At 61.1% G+C, this 17,419-nt stretch carries 12 protein-coding genes; 8 read left to right on the top strand and 4 right to left on the bottom strand.

Annotated features, from left to right (window positions below):
- The first annotated feature begins 15 nt into the window (after positions 1 to 15).
- Together FHS81_RS05270 and FHS81_RS05265 are read left to right on the top strand one after the other, a co-directional pair.
- Positions 16 to 2,730 carry a valine--tRNA ligase gene (locus tag FHS81_RS05270; RefSeq protein ID WP_183751272.1) on the top strand — a complete coding sequence of 905 codons (2,715 nt, stop codon included), beginning with the start codon at positions 16 to 18 and terminating at the stop codon, positions 2,728 to 2,730.
- A 376-nt stretch (positions 2,731 to 3,106) separates the two neighbouring features.
- Entirely contained in the window at positions 3,107 to 4,003 is an 897-nt protein-coding gene (locus tag FHS81_RS05265) for a tetratricopeptide repeat protein (protein WP_246374745.1), read from the top strand.
- Between the two features lie 54 nt (positions 4,004 to 4,057).
- Here FHS81_RS05265 and xth read toward each other — a convergent pair whose 3' ends face one another.
- Positions 4,058 to 4,840, bottom strand: coding sequence for an exodeoxyribonuclease III (gene xth / locus FHS81_RS05260; RefSeq protein ID WP_183751270.1), 783 nt, complete (start codon positions 4,838 to 4,840; stop codon positions 4,058 to 4,060).
- 415 nt (positions 4,841 to 5,255) lie between these two features.
- Between xth and FHS81_RS05255 the strand changes: the two genes are divergently transcribed.
- On the top strand, positions 5,256 to 6,632 hold the full coding sequence (locus FHS81_RS05255) for a protoglobin domain-containing protein (protein ID WP_343052423.1): 1,377 nt from the start codon (positions 5,256 to 5,258) through the stop codon (positions 6,630 to 6,632).
- A 352-nt stretch (positions 6,633 to 6,984) separates the two neighbouring features.
- Positions 6,985 to 8,394, top strand: coding sequence for a globin-coupled sensor protein (locus FHS81_RS05250; protein ID WP_210281555.1), 1,410 nt, complete (start codon positions 6,985 to 6,987; stop codon positions 8,392 to 8,394).
- Positions 8,395 to 8,429: 35 nt separating this feature from the next.
- Here the strand turns inward: FHS81_RS05250 and recG are convergent, their stop codons facing one another.
- On the bottom strand, positions 8,430 to 10,532 hold the full coding sequence (gene recG / locus FHS81_RS05245) for an ATP-dependent DNA helicase RecG (RefSeq protein ID WP_183751001.1): 2,103 nt from the start codon (positions 10,530 to 10,532) through the stop codon (positions 8,430 to 8,432).
- A gap of 138 nt (positions 10,533 to 10,670) precedes the next feature.
- Between recG and FHS81_RS05240 the strand changes: the two genes are divergently transcribed.
- Together FHS81_RS05240 and mfd are read left to right on the top strand one after the other, a co-directional pair.
- Entirely contained in the window at positions 10,671 to 11,012 is a 342-nt protein-coding gene (locus tag FHS81_RS05240) for an FAD assembly factor SdhE (protein ID WP_183751000.1), read from the top strand.
- Positions 11,013 to 11,017: 5 nt separating this feature from the next.
- Positions 11,018 to 14,545, top strand: a complete 3,528-nt coding sequence (mfd, locus tag FHS81_RS05235) for a transcription-repair coupling factor (protein WP_183750999.1) — start codon at positions 11,018 to 11,020, stop codon at positions 14,543 to 14,545.
- Here mfd and FHS81_RS05230 read toward each other — a convergent pair.
- Positions 14,532 to 15,287, bottom strand: coding sequence for a heparan-alpha-glucosaminide N-acetyltransferase (locus FHS81_RS05230; protein WP_183750998.1), 756 nt, complete (start codon positions 15,285 to 15,287; stop codon positions 14,532 to 14,534). The two genes, mfd and FHS81_RS05230, sit on opposite strands and share 14 nt — an antisense overlap.
- A gap of 422 nt (positions 15,288 to 15,709) precedes the next feature.
- Here FHS81_RS05230 and FHS81_RS05225 point away from each other — a divergent pair, with 422 nt between their 5' ends.
- Both FHS81_RS05225 and FHS81_RS05220 read left to right on the top strand, forming a co-directional pair.
- Positions 15,710 to 16,270, top strand: a complete 561-nt coding sequence (locus FHS81_RS05225) for a cold-shock protein (RefSeq protein WP_183750997.1) — start codon at positions 15,710 to 15,712, stop codon at positions 16,268 to 16,270.
- A 155-nt stretch (positions 16,271 to 16,425) separates the two neighbouring features.
- Positions 16,426 to 16,899 carry a DUF192 domain-containing protein gene (locus tag FHS81_RS05220; protein WP_246374743.1) on the top strand — a complete coding sequence of 158 codons (474 nt, stop codon included), beginning with the start codon at positions 16,426 to 16,428 and terminating at the stop codon, positions 16,897 to 16,899.
- A gap of 30 nt (positions 16,900 to 16,929) precedes the next feature.
- Here FHS81_RS05220 and FHS81_RS05215 read toward each other — a convergent pair whose 3' ends face one another.
- Positions 16,930 to 17,388, bottom strand: coding sequence for a DUF2852 domain-containing protein (locus FHS81_RS05215; RefSeq protein WP_183750995.1), 459 nt, complete (start codon positions 17,386 to 17,388; stop codon positions 16,930 to 16,932).
- Positions 17,389 to 17,419: the final 31 nt, after the last annotated feature.

The following is a 17,419-nucleotide window of genomic DNA, read 5'->3' as shown; positions in this document are numbered from 1 at the left end:
TTGACGTTGAGTGCGATGGAAAAGACCTTCGAGCCCGCCGCCGTCGAGGCCCGTATTTCAAAAGCATGGGAAGATGCACAGGCGTTCCGCGCCGGCCGGCCCGAGCGCAAGGATGCCGAGCCATATTCCATCGTCATTCCGCCGCCCAACGTCACCGGCTCGCTGCACATGGGCCACGCGCTCAACAATACGTTGCAGGATATCCTGTCGCGATTCGAGCGCATGCGCGGCAAGGATGTGCTCTGGCAGCCCGGCATGGACCATGCCGGCATCGCCACGCAGATGGTGGTGGAACGACAGCTTGCCGAGCGCCAGCAGCCGGGCAGGCGCGAACTCGGCCGTGAGGAATTCGTCCGGCGGGTGTGGGAGTGGAAAGCCGAATCGGGCGGCGTCATCGGCAACCAGCTGCGTCGCCTGGGTGCATCCTGCGACTGGTCGCGCGAGCGCTTCACCATGGATGAGGGCCTGTCGCGCGCCGTGCGCCGCATCTTCGTGCGCTTCCATAAGGACGGGCTGATCTATCGCGACAAGCGCCTCGTCAATTGGGACCCGCGTTTCCAGACCGCGATCTCGGATATCGAGGTCGAGCAGATCGAGATGAAGGGCAACCTGTGGCATCTGCGCTATCCGGTGGCGGATGAGCCCGGCCGTTTCATCGTCGTGGCGACGACGCGTCCCGAAACCATGCTGGGCGATGTCGCCGTGGCGGTGCACCCGGAGGATGAGCGCTATCGCGATCTCGTCGGCAAGCACGTTCTGCTGCCGCTCGTGGGCCGGCGCATCCCGATTGTGGCCGACACTTACTCCGACCCCGAAAAGGGCACCGGCGCGGTGAAGATCACCCCCGCGCATGACTTCAACGACTTCGAGGTCGGCAAGCGGCATAACCTGCCGCTGATCAACGTGCTCGGCTCCGAGGCACAGGTCACGATTGCCGGCAACGAGGATTTCCTGCGCGGGGCCACGCCCGGTCCCGATCTCGACGCCGTGCTGGCGCTGGAAGGGCAGGACCGCGCCAAGGCGCGCAAGGCCATCGTCGCTCTGCTGGAAGAGCGCGAGCTGGTCGAGGCGATTGAACCGCACACCCATGTTGTGCCGCACGGCGACCGTTCCGGCGTCGTGATCGAGCCGTGGCTGACGGATCAGTGGTACGTCAACGTCAAGCCGCTGGCTGATCGGGCGCTGAAGGTCGTGCGTGACGGTGACACGGTGTTCATCCCGAAAAACTGGGAAAAGACCTACTTCGACTGGCTGGAGAACATCGAGCCGTGGTGCATCTCGCGCCAGCTCTGGTGGGGCCATCAGATCCCGGCATGGTACGGGCCGGACGGGCACGTTTTCGTGGCGGAGAACGAGGAAGACGCCCGCGCCGAGGCCGTGCGCCATTACGGCGCCGATGACGTCACGCTGACGCGTGATGAGGACGTGCTGGATACGTGGTTTTCCTCTGGCCTGTGGCCGTTCTCGACGCTGGGCTGGCCGGATGATACGCCGGAATTGAAGCGCTATTACCCCACCAGCACGCTTGTAACCGGCTTCGACATCATCTTCTTCTGGGTCGCTCGCATGATGATGATGGGCCTGCACGTGATGGACGAGGTGCCGTTCCGCAACGTCTACATCCACGCACTGGTGCGGGACGAGCGCGGCGCGAAGATGTCGAAGTCCAAGGGCAACGTCATCGACCCCATCGAGCTGATCGACCGCTACGGTGCCGATGCGCTGCGCTTTACGCTGGCGGCCATGGCAGCACAGGGCCGGGACATCAAGCTCTCCACCCAGCGCGTGGAAGGTTATCGCAACTTCGCCACCAAGCTGTGGAACGCCGCCCGCTTCGCCGAAATGAACGGCTGCGTGCGTGTGGCCGGGTTCGATCCCGCGGGCGTGAAGGAAACGCTCAATCGCTGGGCCGTGGCCGAGGTGTCGCAAACGGTGCGCGATATCACGGCGGCGCTGGAGGATTTCCGCTTCAACGAGGCGGCGGGCGCGGCCTACCGATTCGTCTGGAACGTGTTCTGCGACTGGTATCTGGAACTGGCCAAGCCGGTGTTGCAGGGCGAGGACGGTTCCGCGAAGGACGAAACCCGCGCAACCATCGCGTGGCTGATCGACGAGGCCGCCCGGTTGCTGCATCCGTTCATGCCATTCCTCACGGAAGAACTGTGGGCGATCAAGGGTGAGCAGGGTCCGGCGCGTGAAACGTTGCTGACTCTTGCGCCGTGGCCGGTGCCCACGGTTGCCGGCGATGCCGAGGCGCAGGCGGAAATCGGCTGGGTGGTCGCGCTGGTGTCGGAAGTCCGCTCGGTGCGAGCCGAGATGAACGTGCCTGCGGGTGCGCAGATTCCGCTCGCGCTCGTCGGCGTGTCGGCGTCCATCCGCGAAAGGGCGGAACGCTGGCGCGACACCATCGCGCGGCTGGCGCGTCTGTCCGCCATCGACTTTGCCGATTCGGCCCCGGAAGGGGCAGTGCGACTCATCGTGGACGGCGAAGTCGTGGCGTTGCCTTTGGCTGGCGTCATCGATCTGTCGGTGGAAAAAGCCCGCCTGCGCAAGGAAGCGGACAAGATCGCCGCCGATATCGGCCGTATCGATGCCAAGCTGGGCAATGCGGATTTCCTTGCCCGCGCGCCGGAGGAAATCGTCGAGGAGCAGCGCGAGCGCCGGAGCGATCTGGAAGCCCGCCATGCCAAGGTATCGGAAGCGCTGGAACAGCTTTCCGGCATCGGCTGATCGCTTTTCCCGGCAACCGCGTCGGTTCGCGGTAACCATTACAAAGAGTTGTGGCCGCCGTGGCATGGACGGCGGCCCGAAACAATGGTCAGATACGTCCGTGGCGGAAGGCAAACCGCCGCGGCGGACCGTCCAGCGGAGTGCTTAAGTAAAAAAAGTACTAACGCCGTGATGCCGCCACAAAGAACCGGCTTCATATGCCGGCTGTTGAAGGAGGCGCATGTGCTGTTGTGCAGCTTCTCGCAGCGATCAGGGTCTTTTGCGCTCGGTCGCGTCATCGTGGATGGCGGTCCGATCCGGAGTTGTGTAGCGGAGCGGTCATGCAAGCGTTGCTTTCATTGCGGGCGTTGACGGAATGATGAATGTCCGGCACTGCATGTTTGCTTTCCTGTCCGGGGTCGTCTGTATGGCCGCAGCCGCACCCGCGCGGGCGCAACTGACGGATATCTCGGTTCTGCAGAATCATGCGGCCACCATTCTCGCTGCCGATCGCGCGAAATCCGGAGCAGCCAATCCCATAGATCTCGCTAATCCGCTGACGTCCGATAGCGGTTTCAAGTCCGTGGGCGAGGCGTTCCGGCGCGGCATCAAGGATTACAACGCCGGCAACAAGGCCGGTGCCGTGCGTGCGCTTCAGTATGCCGCGACTCAGGGCCACACCGTGTCGCTGTGGAAACTCGGCCGCATGTTCGCCGAGGGCGACGGCGTGCCGCACGACGATCTCAAGGCTTTCGAATACTTCTCCCGAATCGCCGACAATTACGCCGATGAAAGTCCCGGCACGCGGCAGGCGCCGTTCGTGTCCAGCGCCTTTGTCGCGCTCGGTGGCTATTTTCTGGAAGGTATTCCGAATACTTACGTAAAGGCGAACCTCAACCGCGCGGTTGATATGTTCCAGTACGCCGCATCGTATTACGGCGATCCGGATGGTCAGTATAACCTCGCCAGGCTTTACCTCGACGGGCAGGGTGTCCCCAAGGATGCCCGTCAGGCGGCGCGCTGGCTGAAGCTTGCAGCGGGCAAGGGGCATCCGGCATCGCAGGCGCTGCTCGGTAACATGCTGATCGCCGGGCAGGGGGTGCCGAAACAGCCGGGGCTTGGCCTGATGTGGCTGGCCCTCGCGCGTGAGTCGGTGCAGAACGAGGGCAAAAGCGCCGCTGCGGAAGATGCGTGGATCACCGAGCTTCACGACAAGAACTTCGCCAGCGCCAGCGATGACGACCGCAAGCTGGCGATGTCTTATCTCGAACAATATCTGCGCACCGGCCGCTGATTCCCGCGTTTCGATAAAACGCGGGAAGGCCGTCTGCCCTTGATGCGGCGCGTCTTACAAATCCAGATCAATCGATACCGGCACATGGTCCGAGGGCTTTTCCAGCCCGCGCAGGTGCTTATGCACCTCTGTCGACCGCAGCTTGTCGGCTGCCTGGGGTGAGAGAATCAGATGATCGATCCGGATGCCATTGTTCTTCTGCCATGCTCCGGCCTGATAATCCCAGAACGTGTAAACCCCCGGCTGATCGTCGCAGGCGCGAAGCGCTTCCGTCAGGCCCAGATTGAGCAGCGCCCGGAACTTTGATCGCGTTTGCGGCAGAAACAGCGCATCGCCCGTCCAGAGTTCAGGCCGCGCCGCATCGCGTGCTTCGGGGATAACATTGTAGTCGCCCGCGAGCACGAGTGGCTCTTCCAGTTCCAGCAGGCCGCGCGCGTGGGCGATGAGGCGGTCCATCCATGCGAGCTTGTAGGTATATTTCTCCGTATCGGGGGGATTGCCGTTCGGCAGGTAGATCGACGCCACACGCACAACGCCGCCGGCCACGGAAACCACGGCCTCGATATAGCGGGCCTGCTCATCGCCGTCGTCACCGGGAAGGCCACGGGTGACATCCTCCAGCGGCAGACGTGACAGAATGGCGACTCCGTTGAACGTCTTTTGCCCGTGTACAGCCACGTTGTAGCCAAGCGCTTCGATGTCGCCGACGGGAAAGGCATCGTCGACGCACTTGATTTCCTGAAGGCACAGAACGTCCGGTTTCGCCTCCTGCAGGAATGTCGTCAGGTGCCCGACGCGCAGACGGGCCGAATTGATGTTCCAGGTAGCCACTCGCAGCATGACGATCCTCACATGAATATGGCCGGAAACTAGCGCATCAGGCGGGAAAGTGGACACCCTTTTTATCGATATGGCCGGAAAGCGGTTGCAGATTTCAGCCCGCAGCGATGACAGTCACCAACCGATACAAAAGAAAAATTACTTATATGAGCGACTTGTTTGCATGATAATAAACCCATTAGATTTTATAATATAGAATCGTAATTATAATTTTATAAAAATTATCAGTATAATACATTATGCTAAAAATATATGTTTGGCGATGTTATTTTATACGTCTGTAATATATAAAATGTAATATATCTAAAAATTTAGAAATAAATTTACATTTTTGGATTATAGATATCGTATAGTTTATTTTATTATATATAAGTATAATAAAAAATATTTTTTAATATTGTGTGGTGATTTTATGACGCAAGACATTGTATGCATGATATCGGAACGTCTCGCGTTCGCGAAGATTACGGAACAGACGAAAGCGGATTTACGCAGCGTCTGGCCCGTGATTAAAGGTCACTTGCCGGGTATTTTGTCGCGTTTTTACGATCATCTGGTGACGTATCCGCATCTCAGGCAGATGATCGGTCCGCTACGGGAGCGTCTGTCCGCCGCTCAGCTCAAGCACTGGCAGCGTATCTTTTTCGGCGCTTTCGATGATGAGTATTGTGAGCGTGCGCTCAAAATCGGCGAGGCACATTATCGTATAGGGCTTGAGCCGCGCTGGTATATCGGCGGTTACCAGCTTGTGCTCAACGAGTTACACGCCGTCATTAGTGACAATGCGCGATGGAACCGCAAGGTCGCGGTTGCCAGGGCAGAGGCTGTGACCAAGGCCCTTATGCTCGACCTTGATCTCGCTTTGTCGACTTATCACGCCATTGTTCTCGATAACGAAAAGAAAAGGATGGAGCGGACCGAGGCTGCCATTCATGATTTTCAGGGCATCGTTCTCGGCGTGCTGGGCCATGTGCGCGAGAACGGCGAGGGGCTGCGGGATGCTTCGGGACGTCTCGATCATGTCGTGATCCAGGTATCGCAAAACTCCGATGTCGCCGCATCGGCCGCGCGCGATACGGCGCACAGCGTCTCTGAAATTGCTTCCGCGACGGAGGAATTGTCGCAGTCGATTGCGGAGGTCTCGGGGCAGATTTCAAGCGCCGCCACCTCCGTCACCACGACCGTACGGCTCATGGACGAAGCGCGGAATGATATCGGCAACCTGACGGATGCCGCGAAGCAGATCGGCGAGATCGTCACGCTCATCCAGAGCATAGCGGCGCAGACGAATCTTCTGGCCCTGAACGCCACAATCGAGGCAGCGCGCGCGGGAGAGGCTGGAAAGGGCTTTGCGGTCGTCGCTTCCGAGGTGAAGGAATTGGCCTCCAAAACGTCGCATGCCACGGAAGAAATCGCCCGGCAGATCGGTTCGATTCAGGCCGCGACGCATAGCACGGCTTCCGTGACCCGGAACATTTCCGATGCCATGTCGCAGGTCGATCAAATCACCGCCGCTATCGCCGCCACGGCGAGGCAACAGGGTGCGGCAACCGAGGAAATCTCGCGCAGCGTGACCCGCGTTGCCGGCGGCGCGCAGGCGCTTTCCGAAACCGTCGCGCAAGTTTCCCATGCCATGACCGAGACGCGGCAGACATCGGATGTGCTGACAGGGGCATCGGGGGCGGTCACCGACCAGATGACAGTGCTCGATAAAGAGATCCATCGGTTCTTTGCCATTTTGCGGAGCAACGATGACAGAGCTGGAGTATATTCAAGAGCAGAAGAGTAAAAATGACGAAATCAAATTTACCGATGCGAATATAAATATAAATTGAGGAAAAAATTTCCATTTAACTTATTGTATTAATATTTATTAGTATAATACCATAATGAAAATATTTTTTTCAATTAATATTTGTGCAATACATAAATAAACTTGCGCTTTATAGATTGTCAATTTCATATTATTGCAATGATTCTACATTATCGTATCCATGGAAACTCCATCTGGATGTGTAGATTGCTAAAATAAGATAACAAGATTTATTTGTTTTTATAGATGTTTTTTGAATTTGTTCGTGGAAATCCGATCTAAGCGCTAACAGGACTTATTTTCGAAAATTGCCCGGTGAGGGGAAGTCATGGAACAGAATGAAATCAATTTGATTTCGGAGCGGCTCGCGTTTGCAAAGATCACGGAGCAGACAAAGGCAGACTTGCGGAGTGTATGGCCGATCATTGAAGGCCATTTGCCGGGCGTGCTGCAACGCTTTTACGATCATATCTTCGCCTATCCGCACCTGAAGAAGATGATCGGCCCGCTGCAGGATCGTCTGTCCGCTGCCCAGCTCAAGCATTGGCAGCGCATCTTTTCCGGCGCTTTCGACAAGCAATATTTCGATGAAACACTCAAGATCGGTACGGCGCATCAGCGCATCGGGCTTGAACCGCGCTGGTATATCGGCGGTTACCAGATCGTGCTCAACGAACTGCACGGTATCATTCTGCAAAACTCCCGCTGGAACATGAAGACGGCCGCAGCGCGGATCGAGGCGATTACCAAGGGCCTCATGCTCGATCTGGACCTCGCGCTGTCCACCTATCAGGACATTCTTCTCGACGACAAGAAAAACCTGGGCGATCAGACCGAGTCCGCCATCATGAGCTTCCAGGGTATCGTCTTCGGCGTGCTGGACAACGTGCGCGAGAATGGTGACGGCTTGAGAAACGCTGCCGACGATCTTGGCAGTGTGGTTGCCAACGTATCGCAAAACTCCGACATGGCCGCGTCCGCTGCGCGTGACACAGCCAGCAGCGTTTCAGAAATCGCCTCGGCGACGGAAGAACTGTCCAAATCGATTGCCGAAGTATCGGAGCAGATTTCAAGCGCCGCGAGTTCCGTCACCACCACCGTACGGCTGATGGCCGAAGCGCGGGATGATATCGGCAACCTGACCGAGGCGGCGAAGCAGATCGGCGAAATCGTGACGCTGATCCAGACGATTGCCGCCCAGACGAACCTGCTGGCGTTGAACGCCACCATTGAGGCGGCACGGGCAGGCGAGGCCGGCAAGGGGTTCGCGGTGGTGGCTTCAGAGGTCAAGGAACTGGCTTCCAAGACATCGCGCGCCACGGAGGACATCGCGCGGCAGATCGGTTCGATCCAGACCGCGACCGAGAGCACCGTCACGGTGATCGAGAATATCTCCGACGCTATGTTGCAGGTCGACCAGATCACCAGCGCCATTGCCGCCACGGCCCGGGAGCAGGGTGCGGCGACGGAGGAAATCTCGCGCAGCGTGACCCGTGTCGCCGGCGGTGCGCAATCGCTGTCCGAAACCATCGGCAACGTGTCCCGCGCCATGGGCGACACCCGCGAGACATCGGACACGCTGACGGAGGCGTCGAATACACTCAATCAGCAGATGGTCGTGCTTGGCGACGAGATCAACAAGTTCTTCGTCGTCCTGCGTCAGGGGCCGCTCGACCGGCGCGACGATAATGCCAGCGAAAAGTACTATGGGCCAGAGCGGCGCAATCGCGCGGCATAAGCTGCCGGCATGGTAACGGACGATCGCAGCCGGAGCTATCCCGCCCGCAGCAGGCGGATGGCTTCGTCGCGCTCGAAGAGATAGAGCAACACCCGCAACGCTTGTCCGCGCTCACTGGCAAGCGTTGTGTCACGTTCCAGGATGAGGCGGGCGTCATCGCGGGCGACGGGCAGCAGGTCCGCGTCCTCCTCCAGCCGCGCCAGGCGGAAGCCGGGTGTGCCGGACTGACGCGTGCCCAGAATCTCACCTTCGCCGCGCAGCCGCAGATCTTCCTCGGCAATACGGAAACCATCTTCGGTTTCGCGCATGATGCTGATGCGCGCCTTCGACACCTCGCCCAGCGGTGCCTTGTAAACCAGCAGGCATGTCGATGCGCCCGATCCGCGCCCGATCCGGCCGCGCAACTGGTGAAGCTGCGCCAGCCCGAAGCGCTCCGCATGCTCGATCACCATGATGGTGGCTTCCGGCACGTCGACGCCCACCTCGATGACCGTGGTGGCCACCAGAATCCGCGTTTCCCCGCGCTGGAAAGCCGCCATGGCAGCGTCCTTGTCGCGGCCGCTCATCTTGCCGTGCAACAGGCCGACCACAGGGCCGAAAATGCGGGTCAGGTCGGCGAAACGCTCGTCCGCGGCCGCGAGATCAATGGTTTCCGATTCGGACACGAGCGGGCACACCCAATAGGTGCGCGCCCCGCGCTCCAGCGCCCGCGCCAGACCGTCGACCACATCGCCCAGCCTGTCGATGGGAACGGCGCGCGTATCGACGGGCTGCCTCCCCGCAGGCTTTTCTTTCAACAGAGACACGTCCATATCGCCGAAGAATGTCAGCATCAGCGTGCGCGGAATCGGGGTCGCTGTCATCACCAGAAGGTCGACGCCGTCGCCCTTGCGGCTGAGTGCGAATCGCTGGTGAACGCCGAAGCGGTGCTGCTCGTCGATGACGGCAAACCCCAGATCCTGAAAAGCCACCGCCTCCTGAAACAGGGCATGGGTGCCGATGACGATCTGCGCTGCGCCCGATTCGATTGCCGCCAGCGCTTTCGTCCGCGCCGCGCCCTTGTCCCGCCCTGTGAGCAGCGCGACCTCGATGCCCGCAGCCCGCGCCAGCGGTTCAAGCCTGGCGAAGTGCTGCCGGGCCAGAATATCGGTCGGGGCCATCAGCGCGGCCTGTCGCCCGGCCTCGACGGCGCTGGCCATGGCGAGCAGCGCGACGACCGTTTTGCCGGATCCCACATCCCCTTGCAGCAGCCGGAGCATCCGCTGCGGCTCGGCCAGATCGCGGCGAATATCCGCCACAGCTTCGCGCTGTCCGTCCGTTAGTGCAAACGGCAGCGCGGCCTCGATGGCCGCGACGAGCCGCCCGTCCCCCGCGTTGACGCGCCCCGCCGCCTTGCGGTGAGATGCGCGCATCAGCGCCAGAGCGAGCTGCGATGCGAGCAGTTCGTCATAGGCAAGCCGCCGCCGCGCCGGGCTTTCAGGCGCAAATGCCGCAACCGATTCGGGCCGGTGCAACGCTGCCAGAGCCTCACCGAAGGCCGGAAATTTCTCACGTGCCAGCCAGGCGGCGTCCTGCCATTCGGGCAGCGCCGGCAGGCGCGTGGATAGCGCCGCTTGCGCCGCGCGCGCGATGGCGCGTGACGTCAGCCCTTCAGTCTGGCCATAGACAGGTTCGATCAGCGGCTGGCCTTCGGCTTCCTCCTCGGACATGATCCGGTCCGGGTGCACCATCTGGCGGAAGCCTTCCCAGACGGCAATTGTGCCGGACACCACCCGCGTCGCACCGAGCGGCAGCATCTTGTCGATGCGTGCCTGTGTCATGCCAAAAAAGACCAGCGTCACATCGCCGGTGCCGTCTTCCACCAGCACGCGGAACGGCGCCTTGCCGCCGTAAGCCGCCGGGCGATGCTCGGCCACGCGCACGGTGAGAGTGACGATATCGCCTTCGCGGGTATCGCGAATCGCCGGCCGGCGGCTGCGATCGATGACCGAGTGGGGCAGGTGGAACAAAAGGTCCACCACGCGCGCTTCATGTTCCGGTGTGCCCAGCAGCCGGTTGAACAGCGCGCCCACGCGTGGCCCCACGCCCGGAAGGGTCGTGACAGGCGCGAACAGCGGATCGAGCAGGGCAGGGCGCATACGAACGAAACCGGACAGGCAAGACGATGGATTGCAAAACAGTGGAACGGAAGACGGATGGATGACAGAAGCCAGCCTCTGCGTTATATAGCTCACACGAACGCCCGTGGCGACCATATGTCTTTCAAGGGACAAATCATGAACAGTTTTTTGCAGCCCGGCTTTTCCGAGGCCGGCGGTGAAATAGAAGGGGCGGATTTGTCCGATGGGCTGGCATTGGATGCCCGCCGCAGGCGCATCCGCTTCCGGGCCTGGCATCGCGGCACGCGCGAGATGGACATGGTGCTCGGGCCGTTCGTCGATTCGGAACTCGACAAGCTCGACGAGGAAACCGTGACCGCGCTGGAGCGTCTGATGTCGCTGCCCGACCGGGATCTGTTTACATGGTTCAGCACCGGCAATGTGCCGCCGGAGCAGGACACGCCGATCTTCCGCCGCATCAAGGCGTTCCACACCCACACGTCTCCGGTCAACGTCTGAGCGATATGTCCAGCCTGAAGCGCGCCATCGACGCCCTCGCAAGGGGCGATAATCCCACCATTGCCAACGTGCCGGACGGCTACGACGCTCTTGTCGTGGCGGAACTGACGCGCGGACTGCGGGAGAGGGAGCACGCGGCCGTGCTCATCCACGTGGCGCGCGACGACCGGCGCATGGCGGCCATGGAGGCGGGTCTCGCTTTCGCCGCGCCGGAAATCGAGGCGCTGTCCTTTCCCGGCTGGGATTGCCAGCCGTATGATCGCGTATCGCCCACGCCGGCGATAACGGCCCGGCGCATGATGACCCTGGCGCGGCTGGCGCGCACGCGCTCGTCCGAGCAGCAGCCGCGCGTGGTGCTGACCACGGTCAATGCTCTGCTGCAAAGGGTGCCGCCGCTGCGGCTGATCGCGACAGAGACATTTTCCGCCGCTCCCGGCAACGCCATCGACATGAACAGGCTCGTCGAATGGCTGGAGGTCAACGGCTTTGGCCGCACGCCCACGGTGCGCGACACGGGCGAATACGCGGTGCGAGGCGGCATCGTCGATCTTTATGCGCCGGGGCTGGCAGAGCCGATCCGGCTGGACTTTTTCGGCGATACGCTCGAATCGATTCGCGCTTTCGATCCCGAAACCCAGCGCACCACTCACCAGTTGCGTTCGCTCGATCTTGTGCCGATGAGCGAGGCCAAGATCACCACGGAAACGATTCGTCGCTTTCGGCAGGGGTATGTGAAGGCATTCGGCGCGGCCACACGCGATGATACCTTATATGAAGCCGTGTCAGAGGGGCGGCGCCACCCCGGCCTCGAACACTGGCTGCCGCTGCTGCATGACGGGCTGGACACGCTGTTCGATTATCTCCCCGGCGTGCCGCTGGTCCTCGATGCGCTGACCGATGAGGCGGCGACTGAGCGATTCGCGCAGATCGGTGACTATTACGAAGCCAGAAAGGCCGCGCGTGCCGCCGAGTCCGCATCCGGCAGCGCCCCCTACAATCCGCTGCCGCCCGAATCGCTTTATCTGACGCCTGCGGAGTGGTCCGAGCGGCAGGCGACGGTTGCCCACGCCCGGCTGACGCCGTTCTCCCGCCCCTCCGATGCAGCCAGTGCCGTGATCGATGCGGGTGCGAAGCAGGGCCGCAATTTTGCGCCGGAGCGTGTCGACGACAGCGCCAATGTGTTCCAGGCTGCGGTGGATCACGCCCGGGCGCTCGTGCTGGATAAAAAGCGCGTCATCATCGCGGCGTGGTCGGATGGCGCGCGTGAGCGCCTATCGCATGTGCTGGCGGATCACGGGCTGAAGCCGGTTATCAACGTCGCCCGCCTCGATGTGGCGCTGGCACTGCCGCGCAACGAGGTGGGGCTGGCCGTCTGGGGGCTGGAATCGGGCTTCGAGACCGCCAATCTGGCCGTCATCAGCGAGCAGGACATTCTGGGCGACCGCCTCGTGCGGCAGAAGCGGAAAACGAAGCGCGCACAGGATTTTATTGCCGAGGTCGGCAGCCTGTCAGCGGGCGATCTCGTGGTGCATGTCGATCACGGCATTGGCCGCTTCGTCGATCTGAAGACGATCACGGCGGCAGGTGCGCCGCTCGATTGCCTCGAAATCCACTACGCCGGCGGTGACAAGCTGTTTCTGCCCGTGGTGAATATCGAGCTGCTGTCGCGTTATGGCTCCGGGGATACGGAAGTCGCGCTCGACAAACTCGGCGGCGGGGCATGGCAGGCGCGCAAGGCCAAATTGCGCCAGCGCATCAAGGTGATGGCTGGCCAGCTCATCAAGGTGGCAGCGGAACGGGCCATGCGCGAGGCGCCGCGTGTCGACCTGCCGCCCGGTGTCTACGATGAGTTCGCGGCGCGCTTCCCTTACGAGGAAACGGACGATCAGCAGAGCGCCATCGACGCGGTGCTCGATGATCTGGCCGCCGGCCGGCCCATGGACCGGCTGGTGTGCGGCGATGTCGGCTTCGGCAAGACGGAAGTCGCCCTGCGCGCGGCTTTCGCCGTGGCGCTTGCCGGGCATCAGGTCGCGGTGGTGGTGCCGACGACGCTGCTGGCGCGCCAGCACTATGCCGGCTTCGTCGAGCGTTTCCAGGGCCTGCCGGTCAACATCGCCCAGCTCTCGCGCTTCGTGCCCGCCGCCGAGGCGCGCAAGGTCAAGGCCGGGTTGACGGACGGCACCGTCGACATCGTCGTCGGCACGCATGCAGTGTTGTCGAAAACAATCAGGTTCAAGGATCTTGGCCTTATCATCATCGACGAGGAGCAGCATTTCGGTGTCTCGCACAAAGAGCGGCTGAAGGAACTGCGGGCCGAGGTGCACGTGCTCACTCTCTCCGCCACCCCCATCCCGCGCACGCTGCAACTGGCGCTGACGGGTGTGCGGGAACTGTCGATCATCGCCACGCCGCCCGTGGACCGGCTGGCCGTGCGCACGTTCATCATGCCGTTCGACGGGCTTTCCGTGCGCGAGGCGTTGCTGCGCGAGCGCTATCGGGGCGGGCAGTCGTTCTATGTGGTGCCGCGCATCGACGATCTGGCCGAGGTGAAGGATTTTCTCGACCGTGAGGTGCCGGAAGCCAAGGTCGCCGTTGCCCACGGGCAGATGCCGGCGGGGCAGCTCGAAGATATCATGACGGCCTTTTACGAGGGCAAGTTCGATATCCTGCTGTCCACCACCATCGTTGAATCCGGCCTCGACATCCCCCGCGCCAACACGCTCATTGTGCATCGGGCGGATATGTTTGGCCTCGCGCAGCTCTATCAGCTTCGCGGGCGCGTCGGGCGCTCCAAGACGCGCGCCTATGCGCTGTTCACGGTGCCGCCCAAACGCCGCCTGACGCCCGCCGCCGAAAAGCGGCTGGAGGTGCTGCAATCGCTCGATACGCTGGGGGCGGGCTTCATGCTGGCGAGCCATGACCTCGATATTCGCGGCGCGGGCAACCTGCTGGGCGATGAGCAGTCCGGTCACATCCGCGAGGTCGGCTATGAGCTATATCAGCAGATGCTTGAGGAAGCGGTGGCGCAGCTCAAATCCGGCGCCGTGGACGACGATGCGGACGAGCAATGGTCGCCGACCATCACCATCGGCACGCCGGTAATGATTCCCGAATCCTACGTGACGGACCTGCAACTGCGGCTCGACATCTATCGCCGCCTGTCCACAATCGACGAGGACCGGGAGATCGAGGCGTTCGCGGCAGAACTTGTCGATCGTTTCGGCCCGCTGCCGGAGGAGGTGGAGCAACTGCTGAAGATCGTCTCGATCAAGGCGTTGTGCGTGCGCGCCAATGTCGAGAAGATCGAAGCAGGGCCGAAGGGCGTCATCGTCTCGTTCCGCAACAACTCGTTCGCCAACCCGGCAGGGCTGGTGTCCTATGTCGCGGAGCAGGGATCTTTGGCCAAGGTGCGGCCGGACATGCGCATCGTCTTCATCGATTCCTTCGATACGCCGGAGCATCGTCTCAAAGGCGCGACGACGATCCTGCGCAATCTGGTGCGCATTGCCGAACGGCCCGTCAAAGCGGCCTAAGGATCTGCGCCAGCCCGATCAGGATGCCGAGCAACACGATCTGGTGCGTCAGATAAATGATGAGGCTATATCGGCCGGCGGCAATCAGCCCCCGGCCAAGCCACGTGCGCGGCTGCCATTGCGCGACTGTATCGCGCATGGGGACGAGCAGCCGCGCAACACCGACGCCCACTAGCACGAAGCCAACCCACGGAAACAGCGGCACATAATCGTTGCTGGCCGGTGGCCATTCCCCAAGGCCAAGCCACCACGTTGGCCATGTTTCCAGCGCTGGTGAAGCGATGAAGAGCGGGAGTGCGAAGGCCGCCGCGGCGGCCGCGAACACGAGCGCCAGCGGAGCACGCAGAAACGGCAGGGCGACGACGCTGGAGACGGCAATGCAGTGCAGAATGCCAAAAAAAATAAAGCTCTGCGGAAATGCGAACCACGACCCGACGCTGACGGCAAGCGCCGCAATGGCGATGATGGCGAGACGTTTCAGAAAGGACGGCCAGCGGATGCCGCGTTCCTGAGCGAGGTAAAGCGATATGCCGGCGATGGTCAGAAACGAGGCCGCGATGGCCTTGGCATAAAAACGCAGCAGCGGATCGCGCGCGGCATTCACGTCCCAGAAGCCGGTGAAATAGAGATCCCACATGAAATGATAGGAGATCATCGCGATGATCGCGATGCCGCGCGCGGCATCAAGAGCGAGAATGCGCTTGCCACCCGCAGGAAGCTTGCTGGAAACCGGCATGGTCATAAGGCCCTCGCGTCAACGCCCGGAGCAGTTTGCGTTCAAGTTGATCCATCGCCTTGAACGCAAGTTGCGGTGAGATATGGAATCTGGAGCGCTTGTTCTGATTCAGTCAGAACGTCCGGCGCGTTAGTAAATCTCTGCCGCGAGTTGGGCGCAAACTGCGGGGAATATCAAGACCGCCGGTGTGATCGGCATGGCATTTTTATGTGCGCAGCCCGCCAGGGCTATTGACGCATAAAGCCTGTGTGCGAATCGCGCACGCGAAGGGATTGTGGCCTGCGTCCGGCAGGCATTAATGATATGGTTAATATATTCGTGTTGCCAGTTTTCGGGTGTTGCAAGTCATGGTTGATGAGGCTCGGACAAGAAACGATTCTTTGCTCGCTCATCAGGATAAGGGCAGTGACATCATAGCCCATGACAATATGATCCGGCAAACTGAAATCCATCAGACCTCATCGGATGTGTCGCAGAATCTGATCCGTGTCAGCGGCCGGATCAAGTGGTTCGATACCACACGCGGCTTCGGTTTTATTGTGCCGGACAACGGTTTGCCGGATGTGCTGTTGCACATAACCTGCCTCAAGCGCGATGGTTATGAGGCCGTGACTGAAGGGGCGAGCATCGTTTGCGAGGCGATCCGCCGGGATCGCGGGTTGCAGGTGTTCCGTGTCGTTTCCGTCGACGTATCGACGGCCCCGCATCCGTCCGAGTTGCCCGTGCGCACGCATGTTTCCGTGGTGCCGACCGGCGGTTTCGAGCTTGCCGTGGTGAAATGGTTCAACCGCCAGCGCGGTTTCGGCTTCGTCACCTGCGGCGAGGGAGCGCCGGACATGTTCGTCCACATGGAAACCATGCGCCGTTATGGGCTGGTGGAACTGATCCCGGGGCAGGCTGTGCTGGTGCGTTACGGAGATGGCCCGAAGGGCCGCATGGTGGCCGAGATCCGCCTGCCGGACATCAGCCACGCGCCGGTCTCGCACTGACGCCTTTAAACTGAAATGCGCATCGGCCGACGCGGCATGTCGCTATCGCGCGAAAATGTCGGGATTTGGTGACGTTTTGGTGCTACCTGTCCTGATCTGGTAAGGTGCTCTATATGCTGTGGCCGGAGATATTTCACGCGGGTAGACGGATGAATATGAGCAGACGGCGCTTTGGCGCATTCTGGCTGGCGGCATCACTGGCCGCGTTTGCCGGTTTCCACTCCCAACAAGTCGCAGCCACCGGGTTGGCCACCGAGACGCTGACCGTCAACACGGCATCCGGACAGCACAAGTTCGAGGTTGAGATCGCCCGGACGGAAGAGGAGCAGGCGAGGGGGCTGATGCACCGTCGCTATCTCCCCCCGGACCGTGGCATGATCTTCGATTATGCGGATGTGCGACCAGTCTCCATGTGGATGGAGAACACCTTCATTTCCCTCGATATTTTGTTCGTCGGCCCGGATAGCAAGATTATTCGCATCGCCGAACGGGCCGAGCCGTTGTCACGCCGGTTCATCCCTTCCGGCGGTCCCGTGCGGGCTGTGATCGAATTAAACGCCGGCACGGCTTCCCGCATCGGCGCCAAGGTTGGTGACAAGGTCGACATCTCGTTTATCGACCGCAAATGATCGGACAATTTTATCCGATCATTTCGCGCTTTAAATAGTGTGGTCGCGGCCGGTTTCCTGCCTGCGGCGGAACCGCTCATAGACTTCCGGACCGCCCGTGCGCTCTTCATCCAGAAAAGCGCGGAAGGCGCGAACCTCTTCCGCCAGATGCTGGCGGCGGGTGTCAATGCGGTGCAACTCGTCCCGCACATGCGCGTCAAAGGCTGCATTGCCGGTCGGCGCGAGGTCATCGGCATACGTGCTGGCATCGCCCGGTCCGGCTTTCGGGCTGACGCTGCCAAAAATACCGCTCAGGTTTCCACGCAGGTTGCGCACGCCTTCGCCGAATATTTCATCGAGATTGCGCGGTGACGCGGAGCGGTCGTTCCAGTATTTCCATGCCAATACGGCAATGCCCAGCGGCCAGAACACGATCAGGCCGATGACAAGGGCCGCAAGCTCTGTCGGCCGCCAGTTGTTGAAAGAGGAACGGGTGTCACGATTGGTCATTGCGGTCTCCGGGAGGCGTTTTCGCGCAAGA

It is taken from the genome of Pseudochelatococcus contaminans (genome assembly GCF_014195635.1).
GTDB lineage: Bacteria > Pseudomonadota > Alphaproteobacteria > Rhizobiales > Beijerinckiaceae > Pseudochelatococcus > Pseudochelatococcus contaminans.
This window is presented reverse-complemented; position numbering and strand designations above follow the sequence as displayed.

What these genes read in the sequence shown, in the direction of transcription:
- FHS81_RS05265 (WP_246374745.1), top strand. Translation starts at nt 3,107, where the DNA reads ATGTTTGCTTTCCTGTCCGGGGTCGTCTGTATGGCCGCAGCCGCACCC.
- FHS81_RS05250 (WP_210281555.1), top strand. Translation starts at nt 6,985, where the DNA reads ATGGAACAGAATGAAATCAATTTGATTTCGGAGCGGCTCGCGTTTGCA.
- mfd (WP_183750999.1), top strand. Translation starts at nt 11,018, where the DNA reads ATGTCCAGCCTGAAGCGCGCCATCGACGCCCTCGCAAGGGGCGATAAT.
- FHS81_RS05215 (WP_183750995.1), bottom strand. Translation starts at nt 17,388, where the DNA reads ATGACCAATCGTGACACCCGTTCCTCTTTCAACAACTGGCGGCCGACA.
- FHS81_RS05240 (WP_183751000.1), top strand. Translation starts at nt 10,671, where the DNA reads ATGAACAGTTTTTTGCAGCCCGGCTTTTCCGAGGCCGGCGGTGAAATA.
- recG (WP_183751001.1), bottom strand. Translation starts at nt 10,532, where the DNA reads ATGCGCCCTGCCCTGCTCGATCCGCTGTTCGCGCCTGTCACGACCCTT.
- FHS81_RS05225 (WP_183750997.1), top strand. Translation starts at nt 15,710, where the DNA reads ATGATCCGGCAAACTGAAATCCATCAGACCTCATCGGATGTGTCGCAG.
- FHS81_RS05220 (WP_246374743.1), top strand. Translation starts at nt 16,426, where the DNA reads ATGAGCAGACGGCGCTTTGGCGCATTCTGGCTGGCGGCATCACTGGCC.
- FHS81_RS05255 (WP_343052423.1), top strand. Translation starts at nt 5,256, where the DNA reads ATGACGCAAGACATTGTATGCATGATATCGGAACGTCTCGCGTTCGCG.
- FHS81_RS05270 (WP_183751272.1), top strand. Translation starts at nt 16, where the DNA reads ATGGAAAAGACCTTCGAGCCCGCCGCCGTCGAGGCCCGTATTTCAAAA.
- FHS81_RS05230 (WP_183750998.1), bottom strand. Translation starts at nt 15,287, where the DNA reads ATGACCATGCCGGTTTCCAGCAAGCTTCCTGCGGGTGGCAAGCGCATT.